This window comes from Sphingomonas sp. SphC10, assembly GCF_057004845.1.
The window spans coordinates 2,284,048-2,303,157 of the sequence record NZ_CM168044.1; the positions used below are offsets into that span (position 1 = coordinate 2,284,048).

Below are 19,110 nucleotides of genomic sequence, written 5' to 3' on the forward strand. Positions count from 1 at the left end.
CGCCCGAGCGGCCCCGTTGAACAGGCAGAACCACCGATGCGCTATCTCCACACCATGATCCGGGTCAGCGATCTCGACGCCAGCATCCGCTTTTTCGAGCTGCTGGGCCTGAAGGAAGTCCGCCGCGTGGACAATGAACGCGGCCGTTTCTCGCTGATCTTCCTGGCCGCGCCGGGCGACGAAGGCCGGGCCGAGGTCGAGCTGACCCACAATTGGGATCCCGAAATCTATACCGGCGGTCGCAATTTCGGGCACCTCGCCTACCGCGTCGACGATATCTACGCGACGTGCCAGCGGCTGATGGATGCCGGGATCATCATCAACCGCCCCCCGCGCGACGGGCATATGGCCTTCGTCAAGACGCCCGACGGCATCTCGATCGAACTGTTGCAGGACGGTGCGCTGCCTCCGGCCGAACCCTGGGTCTCGATGCCCAATGTCGGAAGCTGGTAAGAGGCTTTCGATGGAAATCGTTCGAGTCCCCGTCCTTTCCGACAATTATGCCTGGCTGATCCATGACGCCGGGCAGACCGTCGCGCTCGACCCCGGCGAGGCCGCGCCCGTCGCGGCGGCGGCGGCCGCGCGTGGCTGGACGATCGATCAGGTCTGGCTGACCCATTGGCATCCCGATCATGTCGGCGGTGCCGCCGCGTTGAAGGCGCAAGGGGCCCGCGTCGCGGGTCCGGCGGCGGAGGCGGCGAAGATCGACGGGCTCGACGCGTTGCTGGACGAAGGCGACACCATCGCGGTCGGTGATGCGGTGGCGACCATCTGGTCGGTGCCGGGCCATACGGCGGGCCATATCGCCTTTCACATCGCCGACCGGGCGACGATCTTCACCGGCGACACGCTGTTCGCCATGGGATGCGGGCGGCTGTTCGAGGGCACGGCGGCGCAGATGCACGCCAATATGCGCCGGTTCGCGGGGCTGCCGGGCGACACGCGCGTCTATTGCGGCCACGAATACACCCTGTCCAACGCCCGCTTCGCCGCCGCCGTCGAGCCCGACAATGACGCCATCGCCGAGCGGCTGGCCGATGTCGTCGCGATGCGCGAACAGGGCGAGCCGACCATTCCGACGACGATCGCGCTGGAGCGGGCCACCAACCCCTTTCTCCGCTCGGTCGACGCGGACGAACTGGCGCAGCGCCGTGCAGCCAAGGACGCGTTCAAGGGTTAAGCCATTGCTACAGGGGCGTTTAGACGGAGACGGAATGATGCGTATCGTGACGTTGTTACCTGTTCTGATCCCCATGGCGGGCTTGAGCGCCTGTACGCTCACCCCGGCGCAAAAGGCACAGGTCGAGCAGCGCGCCCAGACCGAGCGTGCCGATCTCGATAAAGCGCTTCGCGGCCTGACGCCGGGCGCGCCGACCCAGTGCATCAGCCAGTACCGGACGCAGCAGGTACGGTCGTATGGCCCGACCATCGTCTATACCGTGTCGCCGCGTCTGAAATATGTCAGCCGGACGGCGGGCGGGTGCAGCGATGTCGGCGGGTCGGGCAACAACATCTTCGTGACCCGCACGACCACGGGTCAGCTCTGTTCGGGCGACATCGCGCAGACGGTCGACCGCACCTCCGGCTTCTTTACCGGCAGTTGCAGTTTCAATGAGTTCATCCCCTATCGGAAGCAGGGCTGATGCGCGGCAAGGCCGCCATCGCCGCCGCGCTGGGCCTGACCTTGACCCTGTCGGCGGCCAAGTCCGACCCGTTTGCCGGGCGCGTGGCCGGGCCACCGTCGCAATGCGTCGACACCAGCACGACCATGTCGGGGCCGGTGATCGCGGAAAAGGACGTGATCGTCATCAATGCAGGGCGTCGCGTCTGGCGGGCCAAGGTCCGCGGCCAGTGCTTTGGTATTCAGCCGTTCAACACGCTGTTGATCGACCGCTGGGGATCGCAGGTCTGTCGGAACGACCGGTTCCGCGTGTTGCAGCAGGGGCTGTCGATCCCGTCGGCATGGTGTTTCTTCGACGGGTTCGTGCCGTATGATCGGGTGGAGAAATAAGCGTTTTTGCTTGGGGCCTGCCCTCCCCCATCCCCTCCCGCTTGCGGGAGGGGAGCGGCAAGACCAAATGTTGCGACTCAACGCATACGCCACGGCCTGGGCACGCCCCTCCCGCAGGCGGGAGGGGATGGGGGAGGGCTCGGTGTCTCACCGAGCCCTCCCCCGGATCACAGAACGAACCGGCTCAGATCCGTATTCCGCGCCACCGCCGACAGTTGCTTGTCGACATAGGCCGCATCCACGGTCAGCGTCGAACCCTGACGATCCTCCGCCTCGAAGCTGATCTCCTCCAACAGCTTTTCCATCACCGTCTGGAGCCGCCGCGCGCCGATATTCTCGACCTGGCCGTTCACTTCCGCCGCGATCCGCGCGATCGCGGCGATGCCGTCTTCGGTGAACGAAATCTCCACCCCCTCGGTACCGATCAGCGCCTTGTACTGGGCAGGCAGCGACGCCTTGGTGTCCGACAGGATCGCGACGAAGTCGCTCTCCGTCAGCGCCTTCAGCTCGACCCGGATCGGCAGACGGCCCTGAAGTTCGGGCAGCAGATCGGATGGTTTGGCGACATGAAAGGCGCCGGACGCGATGAACAGGATATGGTCCGTCTTCATCGGGCCATATTTGGTCGCAACCGTCGTCCCCTCGATCAGCGGCAGCAAGTCGCGCTGCACGCCCTCACGGCTGACCGATCCGCCGCGTACGTCGCTGACCGCGATCTTGTCGATCTCGTCGAGGAAGACGATCCCGTTCGCCTCGGCATCGGCTAGCGCGGCGCGGCTGACCTCGTCCTGGTCGAGGCGCTTGTCGGCCTCTTCCTCGACCAGCTTGGTCCAGGCGGCGGAGACGGTCAGCTTGCGGCGCTTGAGCGGCTGGCCGCCGAACGCCTTGCCCATCATTTCCGACAGGTTGATCATCTGCGGCGCGGCACCGGGGATCTCGAACGGCGTCGCCTGCGCCTGCTCCAATTCGATCTCGATCTCGGTCTGGTCGAGATGGCCGTCGCGGAAGCGCTGACGAAAGGCCTCGCGCGTCGCCTGACTGGAATCCTTGCCGACCAAAGCATCGAGCAGGCGGTTCATCGCCGCCTCTTCCGCCTTGTCCTTCACCGCGACGCGGCGGCGTTCCTTTTCGAGCCGGATCGCCTCCTCGACCAGGTCGCGTGCGATCTGCTCGACATCCCGGCCGACATAGCCGACCTCGGTGAACTTGGTCGCCTCGACCTTCACGAAGGGTGCATCGGCGAGCTTCGCCAGACGGCGGCTGATCTCGGTCTTGCCGCAGCCCGTCGGGCCGATCATCAGGATATTCTTGGGCGTTACCTCGTCGCGCAAATCTGCGCCCAATCGCTGGCGACGCCAGCGGTTGCGCATGGCCACGGCGACGGCGCGCTTGGCGTCGGCCTGGCCGATGATGTGCGCGTCGAGCGCGGCGACGATCGCCTTAGGGGTCAGCTGGTCGTTCATGGGAGCTTTCGGATTAGTTCGCGCCGTCGATGGCTTCGAGCGTGACGCGGTCATTGGTGTAGACGCAGACATCGGCGGCGATCGCCATCGCCTTGCGCGCGATCGTCTCTGCATCCTGTTCATAGTCGACGAGCGCGCGGGCCGCCGCGAGCGCGTAGTTGCCGCCCGATCCGATCGCACAGATGCCGTTCTCCGGCTCCAGCACGTCGCCATTGCCGGTCAGGATCAGCGTCACGTCCTTGTCGGCGACGATCATCATCGCCTCCAGGTTGCGCAGGAACTTGTCGGTCCGCCAGTCCTTGGCCAGTTCGACCGCCGCGCGCAGCAACTGGCCGTTATGCCGCTCCAGCTTGGCCTCCAGCCGCTCGAACAGGGTGAAGGCATCCGCCGTCGCGCCCGCAAAGCCGCCGATGACCGAGCCATCGCCCAGCCGCCGGACCTTGCGCGCATTGGGCTTCATGACCGTTTGGCCCATCGAAACCTGACCGTCCCCGGCCACCACCACCCGGCCGCCACGGCGCACCGAGCAAATCGTCGTGCCATGCCAGGTGGGCATGGCGTGTTCATTCCCGCTCATGCGCGGCGATATGGAGTCGGTTGGGCATGGGTTCAATATTGCCCGGCGTGTCATGCTAAGCTAACCCGTGAACCGCGTCGCGCGTGACACGGTGAATCTGCCGGCCGTAGGACGGGGAAACCCGGATCGCGTTGTGGGGGCCGGCAGTTCCCACCGCCCGACGCACCCATCCCCGTTTCGCCTGAATTAGGTCGAAGGCCATGCCCTTCTTCCCTCGCCCCTCACGGAGGGGAGAGGGTTGCGCAGACTTGGTCTTTGCGGGAGCAAAGGCCTAGTCGGAGCTGGGTGAGGGGTGAAGCGCTCGGAGAGCGCGCGAGCCTTTAGGCTCGCTCAACCCCTCACCCAAGCTGCGCTAGCCAGCACGCTGGCAAGCTCCGCTAACCCTCTCCCCTGTCCAGGGGAGAGGGAAGAAGAAGGGAGCCTGAACGGAGGCTCGGGGCTATTCCCCCAGCTTCTCGATCTTGTCCTTCAGCGCGGCGAGCTCCGCCTTCAGAGCGGCCATTTCGGCGTCCTTGCTGGCGGCGGGCGCTGCCGGGGTCGGCGCGGGCGCCGCCGCACCAGGCTTGAACCCTTGCGTCGCGGCCTCGAACATCGCGAGGTTGCGCTTGGCCATGTCGGCGAAGGGCGTGTTCGCGAACGCGCCCTCGACCGCAGACTTGAACTGTTCCTGGTTGCGGCGGAAGCTGTCCATCGACGCCTCCAGATAGCCCGGCACCATCGCCTGCATCGAATCGCCGTACATCGAGATCAGCTGGCGCAGGAAATTCACCGGCAGCATGGTTTCGCCCCGGCTTTCCTCTTCCATGATGATCTGGGTCAGGACATTATGGGTGATGTCCTCGTCGGTCTTGGCGTCGACGACCTTAAAATCGCGACCCGCGCGGATCATGCCCGCCAGATGGTCGAGCGTGATGTAGGAGGAGGTTTCGGTGTTGTAGAGCCGCCGGTTCGCGTATTTCTTGACGATCACGACGCCGTCCGATGCCTGCTTCTTCATGGACCCCCGCCTTTCATGGTTTTGTCGCAGCCTAACGCCTTGGATTTCGCATCGCAACATGGTCCGCGACCCTTGCCGCTGTTCCTGGCGATGTTGCGCAGCGAAGCTGCGGAAAATCCCGAGCTGGTACAGGCCGCGCTGGCGGGACTGCGCCGGTTTCAGGAGGCGAAGCGCGAGCGGCCGATGCGCGCTCTGCCCGTCCGGCGACGGCGCGGCCGGGTGAAATTGCGCGATGCGGGAGGCGAAGGACGGCCGGTGCTGTTCATCCCCTCGCTGATCAACCCGCCTTCCATCCTCGACATGTCCCGCGACCGCTCGCTGATCCGCTGGCTACGCGGGCGGGGTTTCCATCCCTGGCTGGTCGATTGGGGGACGCCGGGCGTGAAGGACCGCGACATCGACGTTGCGGGCCATGTCGAACGCTTCCTGCTCCCCCTGATTGCGTGCCTGCCACAGCCACCGGTCCTGGTCGGCTATTGCCTGGGCGGCACGCTCGCCATGGCCGCGGCGGCGCGCAGCAAGGTCGCCGGGCTGGCCGCGATCGCCGCACCATGGCATTTCACCGGCTATGGCGACGAAGCGCGCGCCGCGATGGCCGCGCAATGGGCCGGGATCAAGCCGACCTCCGAAGCGCTCGGCCTCGTTCCCATGGAGGCGTTGCAGGCGGGCTTCTGGCGGCTCGATCCGGCGCGCACCATCGCCAAATATGCGGCCTTCGCCGAACTCGATCCGCGCAGCGATGCCGCTCGCCGCTTCGTCCGGTTGGAGGACTGGGCCAACCAGGGTGCCCCCCTGCCCCACTCATTCGGCCGCGAGCTGTTCGAGGAACTGATCGCCGAGGATCGTCCCGGCCAGGGACGATGGCACGTCGCCGGGGCGACCGTCACGCCATCGCAATGCGACGCCCCTAGCGTCGAATTCATCGCTACCGCCGACCGGATCGTTCCCGCCGCCACCGCCATCGGCCTGTCCGACCGGCGAGCGGGGGGCACGGGCCATGTCGGCATGGTCGTCGGCGGCCGTGCGGAGCAACAGCTCTGGCAGCCGCTCGCCGACTGGATCACCGCCCTCCCAACACCTAGATAGATCCGAACCTAAAGGAGCCTTCATGACCGAGATCGTCATTACCGCCGCCAAGCGTACCCCCGTGGGCAGCTTCCTGGGCGCCTTTGCCGCCACGCCCGCGCACGAACTCGGCCGGGTGGCGATCACCGCCGCGCTGGAACAGGCGGGCATTAAGGGCGAAGACGTGTCCGAGGTGATCCTCGGCCAGGTGCTGACCGCCGCGCAGGGCCAGAACCCGGCGCGCCAGGCGTCGATGGCCGCGGGTATTCCCAAGGAGGTCCCCGCCTATGGCGTCAATCAGGTCTGCGGCTCGGGCCTGCGCGCCGTGGCGCTGGGGATGCAGGCGATCGCCAACGGCGATGCGACCATCGTGGTCGCGGGCGGTCAGGAATCGATGTCGCTCTCGCCCCATGCCCAGACGATGCGCGGCGGCACCAAGATGGGTCCGCTGACCATGGTCGACACCATGGTACATGACGGCCTGACCGACGCCTTTGCCGGTTATCACATGGGCATCACCGCCGAGAACCTCGCTGAGCAGTATCAGGTGACCCGCGACCAGCAGGACCAGTTCGCGGTCCGCTCGCAGAATCTGGCCGAGAAGGCGCGCGGCGAGGGCCGCTTCAAGGACGAGATCGCGCCCGTCACCATCAAGGGCCGCAAGGGCGATACGGTCGTCGCCGACGACGAATATATCCGCGCCGGTGCGACCATCGAGAGCGTGTCGGGCGTCCGCCCTGCCTTCAAAAAGGACGGCACGGTCACGGCCGCCAATGCCTCGGGCCTGAACGACGGCGCCGCCGCCATCGTTCTGATGAGCCGCGAGGAAGCCGAGAAGCGGGGTACGCCGATCCTCGCCACGATCAAGAGCTGGGCTTCCGCGGGCGTCGATCCGTCGGTCATGGGCATCGGCCCCGTCCCCGCCACCAAGCGCGCGTTGGAAAAGGCGGGCTGGACCATCGGCGACCTCGACCTGATCGAAGCCAATGAGGCCTTTGCCGCACAGGCTCTGTCGGTCGGCAAGGAATTGGGCCTCGATCCCGAGAAGGTCAACGTCAATGGCGGCGCGATCGCGCTGGGCCACCCGATCGGCGCCAGCGGCGCGCGTGTGCTGACGACGTTGATCTACGAAATGCAGAAGCGTGACGCCAAGAAGGGTCTGGCCACGCTGTGCATCGGCGGCGGCATGGGCATCGCCATGTGCCTCGAACGATAAACGTGTGTTGAGCGATAAACACGCCACTTTTCGAAAATTTCGCGTTTAACCGTTAGATTGCAGGGATGTGTCGAAGCTGTCACATCCCTGCAACTATGGTGACGCAATTTTCGGAAAGCGTTGCGTCAGCGCTTGTTTTCCCGTCGGAAATTTCTTTCCCTGCGATGAACGGACATGAACGATCCGTCATATTGGGGGTAAAGAATGAATATGCGTACCCTGCTGGGCGCCTCTGCGCTGGCCAGCACCCTGGTCCTGATACCGGTCGCCGCATTCGCGCAGACCGCCACCTCGGGCACCACCGCGGCGCAGCCGCAAGAGGATGCCGCGACCGATCCCAACGTCGCCGAGCGTAGCGAACAGGCTGCGGGCGACGTCATCGTCACCGGCTCGCGTCTGGCTCGTCCGAACCTAGACTCGCCGACCCCCGTCACGTCGGTCACCGCCGAACTGCTGACCTCGACCGGCAACCTGAACCTGGGTGACTCGCTCAACCAGCTGCCGGCGCTGCGTACGACCTACAGCCAGGCGAACTCGACCCGCTTCATCGGCACCTCGGGCCTGAACCTGCTCGACCTTCGTGGTCTGGGCACGCAGCGCACCCTGGTGGTCGTCAACGGTCGCCGCCACGTGACCGCGCAGCCGGGCAGCTTCGTGATCGACACGAACACCATCCCGACCGACCTGCTCGAGCGCGTCGACGTCGTGACCGGCGGCAGCTCGGCCGTATACGGCTCGGACGCCATGGCGGGCGTCGTCAACTTCGTCTTGAAGCGCGACTTCGAGGGCCTTCGCGCCACCGGCCAGAGCGGCATTTCCAGCCACGGGACGCGCGGCTCCTATTTCGGCGCACTGACCGCCGGTAAGAACTTCGCCGAGGGTCGCGGCAACATCGCCGCGTCGGCCGAATATTCCTTCTCGGACGTCGTCTATTTCACCGATCGCGACGACATCACCGGCGCCTTTTCGGGCCGTCGCCAGTTCAACGCGGTGCAGAACACCGGCCCGCAGTTGAACCCGAACGGCGGCGTGATCCGCACCGGCGGCGAGCCGTCGACCGGTGACGGCATCCCCGACACCAACTTCCTGACCGGCGTGCGCAACGGCACCATCTCGGAAGGTGGCGTGTTCGCATCCTCGTGCCCGACGGTCGCGGCCACGGGCGAGTCGGCGGCGGCCTTCGCCGCGCGTCGTGCGTTCACCTGCACGGGCATCGCCAATGTCGGCAGCGCCAATCCGCTGTCGCAATATGGCCGGAACTTCCTGTTCAACCCGGACGGTACGCTGACCGCCAACAACTGCGTCGCCGATCTGCGTCCCGCCTCGACCAACTGCGTCGGCGGCCGTGGCTCGACGCTGCGTCTGCTGGGCATGTTGCAGCCGCGCATGGAACGCGCTTCGGGCAACCTGCTGGCGCACTTCGATATCTCGGACGCCTTCAAGCCGTTCATCGAAGCCAAGTATGTCCGCATCAAGTCGTTGCAGGAAGGTCAGCCGACCTTCGCCAACAACACCTTCAGCATCAACAACCCGTATCTGACCGACCAGGCCCGCTCGACGCTGCAACAGGCGCTGGCACCGGGCGCCACGACCTTCGTGGCGCAGCGCTTCAACGTCGACTTCGGCGGTCGCGGCGAAGACCATACGCGCGAGACCTTCCGCATCGTCGGCGGCGTCGAGGGCGATTTCGGCCAGGGCTGGCATTACGAAGTGTCGGCGAACTATGGCCGCCTCGACACCTTCTACCGGACGGCAGGCAACTACGTTACGCAGAAGTACAACAATTCGATCAACGCCGTGCGCAACGCCGCCGGTCAGATCGTGTGCGGTATCAATGCCGACGCCTCGACCGCCAATGACGACGCGGCCTGCGTGCCCATCAACCTGTTCGGCCAGGGCCAGGTCAGCCAGGCCGCGCTGAACTATTTCTCGGTCACCTCGACGCGCAAGCAGAAGGCCGAGCAGTTCGACCTGCTGGGCTTCATCAACGGCAAGTTGTTCCGCCTGCCGGGCGGCGACGTCACCTTCTCGCTGGGCGGTGAATATCGTCGCGAGACGGCATACTCGAAGTATGACGATCTGACCGCCAGCGGGGCGACGTTCCTGAACGCCATCCCGACCTTCGCGCCGCCCGCCTATGACATCAAGGAAGCGTTCGGCGAACTCAGCGTGCCGTTGCTGGCCGATCGTCCGTTCTTCCACGAACTGACGCTGACCGGTGCTGCCCGCGTGTCGCACTACAATGTCGGCAATGCCGGAACGCCCTGGACGTACAATCTGAACGCGATCTGGTCGCCGATCCGCGACATCACGATCCGTGGCGGCTATGCCCGTTCGGTCCGTGCGCCGTCATTGGGCGAACTGTTCACGGCCAACAACCAGACCTTCGCCCAGCCGTCGGATCCGTGCAGCCAGAACAACATCAACAACAACCCCAACCGCGCCCGGAACTGCGCGGCAGCGGGTGTGCCGACGACCCAGACGTTCAACGGCACGACCGAACCGTTCACCAACGGCACGGCGGCCAGCATCGCGGGCGTCAATCGCGGCAACCCGAACCTGAACGCCGAAAAGAGCAACAGCTTCACCATCGGTGCGGTGTTCCAGCCGCAGGCGATCCGTGGCCTGTCGTTCACGGTCGATTACTACAACATCACGATCAAGGACGCGATCGTCTCGCTGGCGGCTCAGACGCTGATCAACCAGTGCTATGACAATCCCAGCGGCATCAACAACCAGTATTGCGCCGCGGTCATCCGCAATCCGAACGGTACGTTCGCCGGTCAGTCGAGCGTCATCCATGGCGGCACCACCGTTCCGCTGACTCCGACGGGTCCGTCGTTCTTCTCGCAGGGCTTCAACTTCGCCAAGCTGGAAACCTCGGGCATCGACTTCGACCTGTCGTACCGTACGAAGATCAGCGACACCGGCACCCTGAGCCTTCGTGTCCTGGCCAGCTATGTGGCGCAGAACAACGGCTATACCGATGTGGGCGATCCGACCTTCCGCGATCGGTACAAGAGCGAGCTGGGCTATTCCGCATGGCGCGGCCAGTTCGTCGGCAACCTGAACTTCGAAACCTTCGATCTTCAGTATCGCCTGCGTTACGAAGGCAAGTCGACCATCGGCGAATGGGAAACGCAGAACAGCTATGACGGCCGTCCGGCGCGCAATCCCGACGCCTATCCGGTCGTCTATTATCCCGAGGCGTTCTACCACTCGGTCCAGGTCGGCTTTAACGCCACCGAGCGGTTCCGCTTCTATGTCGGCGTGGACAACCTGACCGACGTGAAGCCGCCCTACGATCTGATCGGTACGGCGTCGGGCGATCCGTACGACAATATCGGCCGGTTCTTCTATGCCGGGTTCAAGGCCAACTTCTGATCCCAGCGGATCGAAGTTGATCGGGGCCTTCCTTCGGGAAGGCCCCTTTTTTATGCCCGTGCAAAACGCTGGGCGAGGCCGGTCAGCAACTCATATTGCGACACGCCCGACGCGGCGGAGGCGGCGGCGAGGTCATAGTCCATGGCCAGCCAGTCGCCTTCGGCCAGGTCGGGGCGCGTGGTCACGTCGACCGCCAGCAGGTCCATCGACACCCGGCCCAGCACGCGCAGCCTTTCCCCATCGGCCACCGCCGCCCCAAGGTCGGACAGCGCGCGGCGATAGCCGTCGGCATAGCCCAGATTGAGGATCGCCACCTCGGTATCGGCGGGCGCGGTCCAGGTGGCGTTATAGCCGACCGTCTCGCCCGCAGGCACAAGACGGCGCTGAAGGATCTGTGCTTCGGGCCAGGCGACCTGGCGGAGGTGCCCCGCCATGTCGCGGCGCGGCAGGCCGCCGTACAGGGCCAGTCCCGGCCGGGTCAGATCGAAATGATAATCCGCGCCCAGCCCGATTCCGGCCGAATTGGCGAGGCTCATGCGTCGCGCGCCGGTGCGGCCCTTCAGGCCGGCAAAGGCCTCGCGCTGCTGCCCGTTCATCGCGACATCCTCGTCGGCGCAGGCGAGATGGCTGATAAGCGTCTCGATCGTCAGTCCGTCGAGCAGGCCGTCCCGCACCGCCTGCACCGACACGCCGAGCCGGTTCATGCCGGTATCGACCATCACGTCGCACACGCCACCGCCGCTGTCGCGCCAACGGGCGATCTGATCCGGCGTGCTCAGCACCGGGCGGGCGAACCCGGCTTTCGCGGCGGGCAGGTCCTCAGCGCGCAAGCCGTGCAGGACCGACAGCGTGACGCCCAGCGAGGCCAAGCCTTGCGCCTCGGCCCAGTTGGCGACGAAGAAATCGCGGCATCCGGCCTTGGCCAGCGTTTCGGCGACCAGCCCCGCGCCCAGGCCATAACCGTTGGCCTTCACCGCCGCGCCGCACGCCGCCGTCCCGCTCAACCGGTCGAGCGCCTGCCAGTTGGAAACGAGCGCATCGCGGTCGACACGCAGGCGGAGGGGAGCGGGTATTTCCATCACCCTCCGGGCTTTAGGCCGCATTGGTCAGGGGGAAAAGGCGCGATGGGCTTTTCCTTGGCCCCAGCCCATTCAGCCTGAACGAGGATGGGGCTTAGCGGAGGGTGCGGATGATCCCCGAAAAGTCCACCGGCGGCTGCCCCTCTCCCACGAACGCTGCGTAAAGTTCTGCCGCCCGCTTGCCCATCGGCGTGGTCGCGCCCGCATCCTGGGCCGCCTGCATCGCCAAATTCAGGTCCTTCAGCATCAGCGCCGCCGCGAAGCCCCCCTGATAGTCATGATCGGCGGGCGTCTCCGGGCCGACCCCGGGGACGGGGCAATATCTGGTCATCGACCAGCTCTGCCCCGACGAGACCGAGGCGATGTCGTAAAAGGTCTGCGCCTCCAGCCCCAGCTTCTCGGCCAGCACGAACGCCTCGCAGGTCGCGATCATCGTCGCGCCGAGGAGCATGTTGTTGCAGATCTTGGCCGCCTGGCCCGCGCCGTTGCCGCCTGCATGGATCACCGCCTGGCCCATGGCGGACAGGAACGGTTCGGCGCGGGCAAAGGCCTGTTCCGAACCACCGACCATGAAGGTCAGCGTCCCCGCCTTGGCCGCCGCAATCCCGCCCGACACGGGCGCGTCGACGGCCATCATGCCCTTGCCCTGTGCCGCCTCCGCGACGCGGCGCGCGGTGGCGACGTCGATGGTCGAACAATCGATCAGGATCGCGGACGGAGGTGCGGCGGCGAAGACGGCGTCGGCATAGACGCGCTCGACATGGGTCCCGGCGGGCAGCATGGTCACGACCGCCTCGACGCCCTCCATCGCCGCGAGGGCGCTGTCGACCGGCAGGCACCCGGCCGCCCTGGCCGCCGCCAGCGCCTCCGCCGACAGGTCGAAGGCACGGACGTCATGCCCCGCCTTCGCGAGGTTCGCGGCCATCCCGCCGCCCATATTGCCCAGGCCGATAAAAGCGATCCGCGCCATGATGCTCTCCTAATTTATTATTTTTCTTCTGCTCCCCTCCCGCAGGCGGGAGGGGTTTGGGGAGGGCAAGGCCGCGAGCGATGGTCTCGGTGAGACTCCCTGCCCTCCCCCATCCCCTCCCGCCTGCGGGAGGGGCGTGAGACTCATTATTGGTTGGTCCAGTTGGGGCTGCGCTTCTCGACGAAGGCGGCCATGCCTTCCTTCTGGTCGGCCGAGCCGAACAGGCCGTGGAACAAGCGCCGTTCGAACTGCACACCCTGCGCCAGCCCCATATCGAAGGCGGCGTTGACCATTTCCTTGTTGGCCTTGACCGCGATCGGGGCCATGCCCGCGATCGTCGCGGCGGTCCTCAGCGCCTCCTCCACCAGATCGGCGGCGGGGACGATGCGCGCGACGAGGCCCGAACGCTCGGCTTCCTCGGCGTCCATCATCCGGCCCGTCAGGCACATCTCCATCGCCTTGGCCTTGCCGACCGCATGGGCCAGCCGCTGAGAGCCGCCCATGCCCGGCGTCACGCCCAGCTTGATCTCGGGCTGGCCGAACTTGGCGGTGTCGGCGGCGAGGATGAAGTCGCACATCATCGCCAGCTCGCAGCCGCCGCCCAGCGCATAGCCCGCAACCGCCGCGATGATGGGCTTGCGCGTGCGGGTGAAGTCGTCCCAGCCGGTGAAATGATTGCCGCCATACATGGCGGCGAAGTCCATCTCCTGCATCTCCTTGATGTCCGCGCCCGCCGCAAAGGCCTTGGGGCTGCCGGTGATGACGGCGCAGCGCTGCTCGGGATCGGCGTCATAGCCGCGCATCACGTCGAGCAGTTCGGACAGCAGCTCGCCATTGAGCGCGTTCAGCGCCTGCGGCCGGTTGAGCGTCACCAAGGTCACCGCCTCGCGGCGCTCGACGATCAGGGTGTTGTATTCGGTCATGCAGGCGTCCTTCTCAGCGGTCGTCGGGTGTCCAGGCCTGCCCTTCGGGCATGGGTGCGAAGATATGGTCGATCATCGTGTCGGTCACGCCCTCGGGCGTGGCGGGGTCCCAGCGCGGCGCATTGTCCTTGTCGACGATCAGCGCGCGGACGCCCTCGACGAAATCGGGGCGTTGCACCACGCGGGAGGCGATGCCGTATTCCCGGCGCATCTCGTCGGCGAAGTCGGTGGTCAGCCTCCCCTCACGCAGCAGACGGAGCGACACCTTGCAGGCTTGCGGCGATTTGGTGCGCAGCACGGCGAGCTGCTGCGCCGCCCATTCGCCGCCGTCCGCTTCCAGCGCGGCGATGATCTCTTCCAGCGTATCGGCGGCGAAGAGACGGTCTATTTCGGCGGCATGCGCCATGATCTTCGGCTCCGGCGCAGGCATCGACAGCCGGTCGAGCGTCGCGGCAATCTCCTGTGGCGCGGCGATGATCTCAGCCTTGGCCTCGTCCAGCGTGGAGGACGACAGATAATGGGTGGCCAGCCCCAAGGCGTACGCCTCCGCCCCGTCGAGCCGGTGGCCGGTCAGTGCGAGGAACTCGCCCATCCGGCCCGGCAGGCGCGAGAGATACCAGCCGCCGCCGACATCGGGGAACAGGCCGATGCCCGTCTCGGGCATGGCAAAGCGCGTATTCTCGGTCGCGACGCGGAAGCCGGCCGGCGTGGAAATGCCTACGCCGCCACCCATGGTGATGCCGTCCATGAAGGCGACGATCGGCTTGGCATAGGTGAACAGCCGGTGGTTCATCCGGTATTCGCTATGGAAGAAGCCCCGCGCCGCCTCGCCGTCGCCCGCACCGCTTTCCGCCAGCAGGCGAATGTCACCGCCCGCGCAAAAGCCGCGCCCCTCGGCATGGTCGATGATCACCGCCTCCACCGACAGATCGCCGCGCCAGTCTTCCAGCGCGGCCAGCACGCCTTCGCACATCTCGCGGGTCAGCGCGTGGATCGCCTTGGGCCGGTTGAGCCGCAGCCGCCCCACCGGGCCTTCGCGAGTGACGATCAGATCCTGGGTCATGCCCGTCCTTCTATCTTCTTCGACCCCGGCGGAGGCCGGGGCCCAGATGCCGTGCGTTACGTGGCGCGCCACCGGCCGGTTGGCAACTGGACCCCGGCCTTCGCCGGGGTGGTGCCAATGTGACGGCTCAGTCTTTCAGCAAATCCCGCCCGACGATCATCCGCATCACCTGGTTGGTGCCCTCCAGGATCGAATGCACGCGCAGGTCGCGCCAGAAGCGCTCGATCGGATAGTCCATCAGATAGCCATAGCCGCCATGCAGCTGAAGCGCCCGGTCGACCACCGACGATCCGGTATCGGTCGCCAGCCGCTTGGCCATCGCCGCAAAGCGCGTCTTGTCCGGCGCATTGTCCGTCACCTTTGCGGCGGCCAGATAGAGCAGCGCGCGCGCCGCCTCCAGCTCGGTCGCCATGTCGGCAAGGGTGAACTGGGTGTTCTGGAACTCGGCGATCGCCTTGCCGAACTGGCGGCGGTCCTTCACGTAAGCGACCGCCTCGTCCAGGCAGCGCTGCGCGCCCCCCAGCGAGCAGGCGCCGATGTTCAGCCGCCCGCCGTCCAGCCCCATCATCGCGATGCGGAAGCCCTCGCCCTCCGCGCCCAGCCGGTTGGCGACCGGCACGCGGACATTGTCGAACATCACCTGCCGCGTCGGCTGCGAATGCCAGCCCAGCTTGCGCTCGTTCGCGCCGAAGGAGACGCCGGGTGTGTCCTTGTCGATCACCAGGCAGGAAATGCCCTTCGGTCCGTCCTCTCCGGTGCGGACCATGGTGACATAGACCTCGTTCTCGCCGCCGCCCGAGATGAACTGCTTCGAGCCGGAGACGACATAATGGTCGCCGTCGCGCACCGCGCGGGTCTTCAGCGCGGCGGCGTCGGAGCCCGAACCCGGCTCGGTCAGGCAATAGCTCGCCATCCGCTCCATAGTGACGAGGTCGGTCAGGTAACGGCCCTTCACATCCGCATCGCCGAACCGATCGATCATCCACGACGCCATGTTATGGATCGAGATGAAGGCGCTGGTCGAGGGACAGCCATAGGCCATCGCCTCCATGATCAGCGCCGCCTCCAGCCGCCCGAGCGCGATGCCGCCGGACTCTTCGGACACGTAGATGGCGGCGAAGCCGAGTTCGGCGGCTTCCTTGATCGTGTCGCGGGGAAAGATGTGCTTCTCGTCCCACTCGCCCGCATACGGCGTGATGCGATCGGCGGTGAAGCGGCGCGCCAGTTCCTGGATCTCGCGCTGCTCGTCGGTGAGGTCGAATTGGGTCATTTTGCTTCCACTTCTGAAGCCCCTCCCGCAGGCGGGAGGGGTTTGGGGAGGGCAAGGAGTCTCACCGAGACCGCCGCCTGTGGCTTTCCCTCCTCCAGCCCCTCCCGTAAACGGGAGGGGCGTGCTGTTACGCCATGGTCGGGATTACGAAGGCATTGCCGCCATCGGGCGAGCCATCCGGCCAGCGCTGCGTCACCGTCTTCACCTTGGTCCAGAAGCGGACCCCCTCCATGCCGTGCTGGTTCACGTCGCCGAACGCCGAGCGCTTCCACCCGCCGAAGCTGTGATACGCCACCGGCACCGGGATCGGCACGTTGATGCCGACCATGCCCACCTCGACGCGCGCCGCGAACTCGCGCGCGGCGTGGCCGTTTCGGGTGAAGATGGCGACGCCGTTGCCGTATTGATGCTCGCTGGGCAGGCGGACCGCCGTCTCGAAATCGGGCGCGCGGACGATCTGGAGCACGGGGCCGAAGATTTCCTCCTTGTAGCTCTGCATGGCGGGCGTCACCCGGTCGAACAGTGACGGGCCGATGAAGAAGCCTTCCTCATAACCCTGCAACTGGAAGCCGCGGCCATCGACGACCAGCTCCGCACCCTCGTCGACGCCGGTCTGGATCCAGTCCTCGACACGGCGCTTGTGCGCGGCGTTCACCACCGGGCCGTAATGCGCCTGCTCATCGGTCGAGACGCCGACCCGCAAAGCGTCGATCGCCGGGATCAGCTTCTCGCGCAGTGCATCCGCCGTCTTGTCACCGACCGGCACCACGACCGGCAGCGCCATGCATCGCTCGCCCGCCGAGCCGAAGGCCGCGCCCGACAGGTCGGCGACCACCTGGTCCAGATCGGCGTCGGGCATGACGATGCCGTGGTTCTTGGCGCCGCCCATCGCCTGAACGCGCTTGCCCGCCTCGACGCCGCGCCGGTACACGTAATGCGCGATGTCGGACGAGCCCACGAAGCTGACCGCGCTGATCGCCGGATGGTCGAGGATCGCATCGACTATCGCCTTGTCGCCGTGCACGACCTGAAGGATGCCCTCGGGCGCGCCCGCTTCGCGCATCAGTTCGGCCAGGCGGACGGGGACCGAGGGATCGCGCTCGGACGGTTTCAGGATGAAGGCGTTGCCGCAGGCGATGGCGACGCCGAACATCCACATCGGGATCATCGCGGGGAAGTTGAACGGGGTGATGCCCGCCCCGATGCCCAGCGGCATGCGCATCGAATAGACGTCGATGCCCGGCCCTGCGCCTTGCGTATATTCGCCCTTCAGCGCGTGGGGGATACCGCAGGCGAACTCGATCACCTCCAGCCCGCGCTGGATGTCGCCCTTGGCGTCGGCGATCACCTTGCCATGTTCGGAGGAAAGCAGATGCGCCAGCGCATCCATATTCTGCTCGACCAGTTCCTTGAACCGGAACATCACCCGCGCCCGGCGCTGCGGATTGGTTGCGGCCCAGCCCGGCTGCGCGGCTTGCGCGGCGGCCACGGCGCGTTCGAGCAGCGCGGCATCGCCAAGCATCACGCGGGCCTGAACCTGGCCGCTATTGGGGTCGAAGACATCACCCAAACGACCCTCGGGCCGGGTTACGGTGGCGTCGGTTGCGGCTTGGCCGCCGGCAACCAGATGGTCGATCACGCGCATAAGCTCTCCTGTTTCGGGGCTGATGCCCGACTCTTACCCTTGTAATTATATTGCTCTCGCGTGAAATCCAAGATGGGTCGACCAAAAAGGCGGCGAGCCCGTTTGCGCGTGCGTCAGGCCGCCGGACAGAGCCGCCAGGCCGCTCCCGCCGCGATCAGCGCGCCCACCACCGCCGCCGCCAGCGAGGCCAGTCCCCAGAGCGGATAGGCCAGCGCCCCCAGCCCCGCCCCGACCAGAAACCCGCTCCAGAGCAGCAGATAGGGCAGCCACCCCCAACGCTCCCGCCCCGCGACGGTGTGCGCCAGATGCTGGCCGATCTTGACCAGCGTGCCGGTCATATAGGTGACGCCGATGCTGACCTCTCCGTCGCGCTCGAAGGTAGCATTGGCCGCGCCCATCGCCAGTACCATGGCGGGCGCGGTCCATCCGCCCAGTAGCGCGACGCCGCCCAGCAGCAAGGCGACCAGCAGCAGCACCGCGACCTGCCCGATGCGCGGCAGCGCCAGCCGGATCAGCGTACCGACCAGCACGCCCGCGACGAACAGCGCCAGCAGCATCGCCAATATCGCGACCGCTCCCGCCAAGGGTCCGTGCGGTGCGGCCAGTTGGACTGCCAGCATCGTGCCGTTGCCGCTCATGAAGGAAACGAAATAGCCGCCAAGCTGCTGAAATCCGATCGCATCGACATAACCGGACAGCAGGGCCAGCCAGATGGCCAGCGGCCAGGATCGGCGATCGGATCGGATCATGGCGGGCAGCTATATCGCAGCGGTCGGGGCGGGACCAAAGGATATTGCGGCGCGTGAAGGGATCGGATCGGGGGCAGGCGCGTTGGCGCGGTTCGGAGCAGGGGCAGACGGCATGGCGGGTGCGCTGGTGGAAATCTGGTTGACCGTGTCGGCGCTGTCTTCGCTGGTCATCATCATGATGGCGCTGGGTCATAGCGACATGCGTCGCGAAAAGCGTCTGCGCCCACGGGTCATTCCCCGTCGTCGCGCCCGTCATACCTCCCCCTGACGCACGCGACGCAAATCGATCAGAACATGTGAAGCAGCCGGTCGAGCAGGCCGGGCTTGCGGGTACGCATCGCCATGTACCTGGCGCGATCCTCGGCCGCACGACGATAGAGCGCGTCCAGACGCTGCTCGCGCGGCATGTCGGAAATCCGTGGCGGCGGCATGTGACTGGCCATCTTATACCCTCCCTTATGTCGAGCCGTTCGTTTTCAACGACGAACCGTGACTTTTGTTCCTGACGGGTGACAAGGCGGTCATATCGACAAGCCTCCGGCCAACATCTTGGAATCAGGCGTTTCGGGCAATTTCCGTGGATTTTCGGACGATCCGGCCGCGCCCGATCATGAACGTCTCGTAAGGAACCCGTAAGGGCCGGGTCAGGGGGCGGCCCCTATCGGCCGGGCTAATATCCGTCTTCTTGCGCCGAAAGA

At 66.2% G+C, this 19,110-nt stretch carries 19 protein-coding genes; 8 read left to right on the forward strand and 11 right to left on the reverse strand.

Going from position 1 to position 19,110, the window contains the following annotated elements:
* Positions 1–36: 36 nt before the first annotated feature.
* Genes ACWKSV_RS10440 through ACWKSV_RS10455 form a run of 4 tightly spaced genes read left to right on the forward strand, consistent with a single transcriptional unit; the run spans position 37 to position 2,011 of the window.
* A complete protein-coding gene (locus tag ACWKSV_RS10440; protein WP_076717443.1) occupies positions 37–453 on the forward strand; it encodes a VOC family protein in 417 nt (138 codons plus the stop codon).
* A gap of 10 nt (positions 454–463) precedes the next feature.
* Complete coding sequence (gene gloB / locus ACWKSV_RS10445) at positions 464–1,180, forward strand: hydroxyacylglutathione hydrolase (protein WP_083706705.1); 717 nt, start codon at positions 464–466, stop codon at positions 1,178–1,180.
* Between the two features lie 34 nt (positions 1,181–1,214).
* Complete coding sequence (locus tag ACWKSV_RS10450) at positions 1,215–1,643, forward strand: hypothetical protein (protein ID WP_083706706.1); 429 nt, start codon at positions 1,215–1,217, stop codon at positions 1,641–1,643.
* On the forward strand, positions 1,643–2,011 hold the full coding sequence (locus tag ACWKSV_RS10455) for a hypothetical protein (protein ID WP_076717447.1): 369 nt from the start codon (positions 1,643–1,645) through the stop codon (positions 2,009–2,011). The genes ACWKSV_RS10450 and ACWKSV_RS10455 overlap by 1 nt, the downstream gene beginning before the upstream one ends.
* A 167-nt stretch (positions 2,012–2,178) precedes the next feature.
* Here ACWKSV_RS10455 and hslU read toward each other — a convergent pair whose 3' ends face one another.
* The 3 genes from hslU to phaR form a co-directional block, all read right to left on the reverse strand.
* Positions 2,179–3,474, reverse strand: a complete 1,296-nt coding sequence (gene hslU / locus ACWKSV_RS10460) for an ATP-dependent protease ATPase subunit HslU (RefSeq protein WP_056436846.1) — start codon at positions 3,472–3,474, stop codon at positions 2,179–2,181.
* Positions 3,475–3,487: 13 nt separating this feature from the next.
* Positions 3,488–4,030, reverse strand: a complete 543-nt coding sequence (gene hslV, locus ACWKSV_RS10465) for an ATP-dependent protease subunit HslV (protein WP_056437183.1) — start codon at positions 4,028–4,030, stop codon at positions 3,488–3,490.
* Between the two features lie 460 nt (positions 4,031–4,490).
* Entirely contained in the window at positions 4,491–5,048 is a 558-nt protein-coding gene (gene phaR / locus ACWKSV_RS10470; RefSeq protein WP_056436843.1) for a polyhydroxyalkanoate synthesis repressor PhaR, read from the reverse strand.
* Between the two features lie 90 nt (positions 5,049–5,138).
* Between phaR and ACWKSV_RS10475 the strand changes: the two genes are divergently transcribed.
* The 3 genes from ACWKSV_RS10475 (at position 5,139) to ACWKSV_RS10485 (ending at position 10,713) form a co-directional block, all read left to right on the forward strand.
* Positions 5,139–6,134, forward strand: a complete 996-nt coding sequence (locus ACWKSV_RS10475) for an alpha/beta fold hydrolase (RefSeq protein ID WP_076718406.1) — start codon at positions 5,139–5,141, stop codon at positions 6,132–6,134.
* 22 nt (positions 6,135–6,156) lie between these two features.
* A complete protein-coding gene (locus ACWKSV_RS10480) occupies positions 6,157–7,329 on the forward strand; it encodes an acetyl-CoA C-acetyltransferase (protein ID WP_076717449.1) in 1,173 nt (390 codons plus the stop codon).
* Positions 7,330–7,539: 210 nt separating this feature from the next.
* Entirely contained in the window at positions 7,540–10,713 is a 3,174-nt protein-coding gene (locus ACWKSV_RS10485) for a TonB-dependent receptor domain-containing protein (protein WP_076718407.1), read from the forward strand.
* 50 nt (positions 10,714–10,763) lie between these two features.
* Here ACWKSV_RS10485 and alr read toward each other — a convergent pair whose 3' ends face one another.
* The 7 genes from alr to ACWKSV_RS10520 all read right to left on the reverse strand — a co-directional run bounded on the left by alr (position 10,764) and on the right by ACWKSV_RS10520 (position 18,412).
* Positions 10,764–11,792: an alanine racemase gene (gene alr / locus ACWKSV_RS10490; RefSeq protein WP_076718409.1), complete on the reverse strand. Its 1,029-nt coding sequence runs from the start codon at positions 11,790–11,792 to the stop codon at positions 10,764–10,766.
* Between the two features lie 94 nt (positions 11,793–11,886).
* Positions 11,887–12,762: a 3-hydroxyisobutyrate dehydrogenase gene (gene mmsB, locus ACWKSV_RS10495; RefSeq protein WP_076717451.1), complete on the reverse strand. Its 876-nt coding sequence runs from the start codon at positions 12,760–12,762 to the stop codon at positions 11,887–11,889.
* Between the two features lie 146 nt (positions 12,763–12,908).
* The gene (locus ACWKSV_RS10500) at positions 12,909–13,685 is read right to left on the reverse strand and encodes an enoyl-CoA hydratase (RefSeq protein WP_076717452.1); all 777 of its coding nucleotides are present in this window, start codon (positions 13,683–13,685) and stop codon (positions 12,909–12,911) included.
* A 13-nt stretch (positions 13,686–13,698) separates the two neighbouring features.
* Positions 13,699–14,748, reverse strand: coding sequence for an enoyl-CoA hydratase/isomerase family protein (locus ACWKSV_RS10505; protein WP_076717454.1), 1,050 nt, complete (start codon positions 14,746–14,748; stop codon positions 13,699–13,701).
* Positions 14,749–14,875: 127 nt separating this feature from the next.
* On the reverse strand, positions 14,876–16,018 hold the full coding sequence (locus ACWKSV_RS10510) for an acyl-CoA dehydrogenase family protein (RefSeq protein WP_076717456.1): 1,143 nt from the start codon (positions 16,016–16,018) through the stop codon (positions 14,876–14,878).
* A 127-nt stretch (positions 16,019–16,145) separates the two neighbouring features.
* Positions 16,146–17,663 carry a CoA-acylating methylmalonate-semialdehyde dehydrogenase gene (locus ACWKSV_RS10515; protein ID WP_076717458.1) on the reverse strand — a complete coding sequence of 506 codons (1,518 nt, stop codon included), beginning with the start codon at positions 17,661–17,663 and terminating at the stop codon, positions 16,146–16,148.
* A 113-nt stretch (positions 17,664–17,776) separates the two neighbouring features.
* Positions 17,777–18,412, reverse strand: a complete 636-nt coding sequence (locus ACWKSV_RS10520; RefSeq protein ID WP_076717460.1) for a YoaK family protein — start codon at positions 18,410–18,412, stop codon at positions 17,777–17,779.
* Between ACWKSV_RS10520 and ACWKSV_RS10525 the strand changes: the two genes are divergently transcribed.
* Entirely contained in the window at positions 18,411–18,680 is a 270-nt protein-coding gene (locus ACWKSV_RS10525; RefSeq protein WP_076717462.1) for a hypothetical protein, read from the forward strand. The genes ACWKSV_RS10520 and ACWKSV_RS10525 overlap by 2 nt on opposite strands.
* 19 nt (positions 18,681–18,699) lie before the next feature.
* Here the strand turns inward: ACWKSV_RS10525 and ACWKSV_RS10530 are convergent, their stop codons facing one another.
* Positions 18,700–18,855: a hypothetical protein gene (locus ACWKSV_RS10530; protein WP_156361224.1), complete on the reverse strand. Its 156-nt coding sequence runs from the start codon at positions 18,853–18,855 to the stop codon at positions 18,700–18,702.
* Between the last annotated feature and the right edge of the window lie 255 nt (positions 18,856–19,110).

Coding starts and splice junctions, on each gene's coding strand:
- hslV (WP_056437183.1), bottom strand. CDS start 4,030: ATGCCCACCTGGCATGGCACGACGATTTGCTCGGTGCGCCGTGGCGGC.
- ACWKSV_RS10515 (WP_076717458.1), bottom strand. CDS start 17,663: ATGCGCGTGATCGACCATCTGGTTGCCGGCGGCCAAGCCGCAACCGAC.
- phaR (WP_056436843.1), bottom strand. CDS start 5,048: ATGAAGAAGCAGGCATCGGACGGCGTCGTGATCGTCAAGAAATACGCG.
- ACWKSV_RS10440 (WP_076717443.1), top strand. CDS start 37: ATGCGCTATCTCCACACCATGATCCGGGTCAGCGATCTCGACGCCAGC.
- ACWKSV_RS10480 (WP_076717449.1), top strand. CDS start 6,157: ATGACCGAGATCGTCATTACCGCCGCCAAGCGTACCCCCGTGGGCAGC.
- ACWKSV_RS10485 (WP_076718407.1), top strand. CDS start 7,540: ATGCGTACCCTGCTGGGCGCCTCTGCGCTGGCCAGCACCCTGGTCCTG.
- ACWKSV_RS10530 (WP_156361224.1), bottom strand. CDS start 18,855: ATGGCCAGTCACATGCCGCCGCCACGGATTTCCGACATGCCGCGCGAG.
- ACWKSV_RS10505 (WP_076717454.1), bottom strand. CDS start 14,748: ATGACCCAGGATCTGATCGTCACTCGCGAAGGCCCGGTGGGGCGGCTG.
- ACWKSV_RS10450 (WP_083706706.1), top strand. CDS start 1,215: ATGATGCGTATCGTGACGTTGTTACCTGTTCTGATCCCCATGGCGGGC.
- alr (WP_076718409.1), bottom strand. CDS start 11,792: ATGGAAATACCCGCTCCCCTCCGCCTGCGTGTCGACCGCGATGCGCTC.
- ACWKSV_RS10510 (WP_076717456.1), bottom strand. CDS start 16,018: ATGACCCAATTCGACCTCACCGACGAGCAGCGCGAGATCCAGGAACTG.
- gloB (WP_083706705.1), top strand. CDS start 464: ATGGAAATCGTTCGAGTCCCCGTCCTTTCCGACAATTATGCCTGGCTG.
- hslU (WP_056436846.1), bottom strand. CDS start 3,474: ATGAACGACCAGCTGACCCCTAAGGCGATCGTCGCCGCGCTCGACGCG.
- ACWKSV_RS10525 (WP_076717462.1), top strand. CDS start 18,411: ATGGCGGGCAGCTATATCGCAGCGGTCGGGGCGGGACCAAAGGATATT.
- ACWKSV_RS10455 (WP_076717447.1), top strand. CDS start 1,643: ATGCGCGGCAAGGCCGCCATCGCCGCCGCGCTGGGCCTGACCTTGACC.
- ACWKSV_RS10520 (WP_076717460.1), bottom strand. CDS start 18,412: ATGATCCGATCCGATCGCCGATCCTGGCCGCTGGCCATCTGGCTGGCC.
- mmsB (WP_076717451.1), bottom strand. CDS start 12,762: ATGGCGCGGATCGCTTTTATCGGCCTGGGCAATATGGGCGGCGGGATG.
- ACWKSV_RS10500 (WP_076717452.1), bottom strand. CDS start 13,685: ATGACCGAATACAACACCCTGATCGTCGAGCGCCGCGAGGCGGTGACC.
- ACWKSV_RS10475 (WP_076718406.1), top strand. CDS start 5,139: ATGTTGCGCAGCGAAGCTGCGGAAAATCCCGAGCTGGTACAGGCCGCG.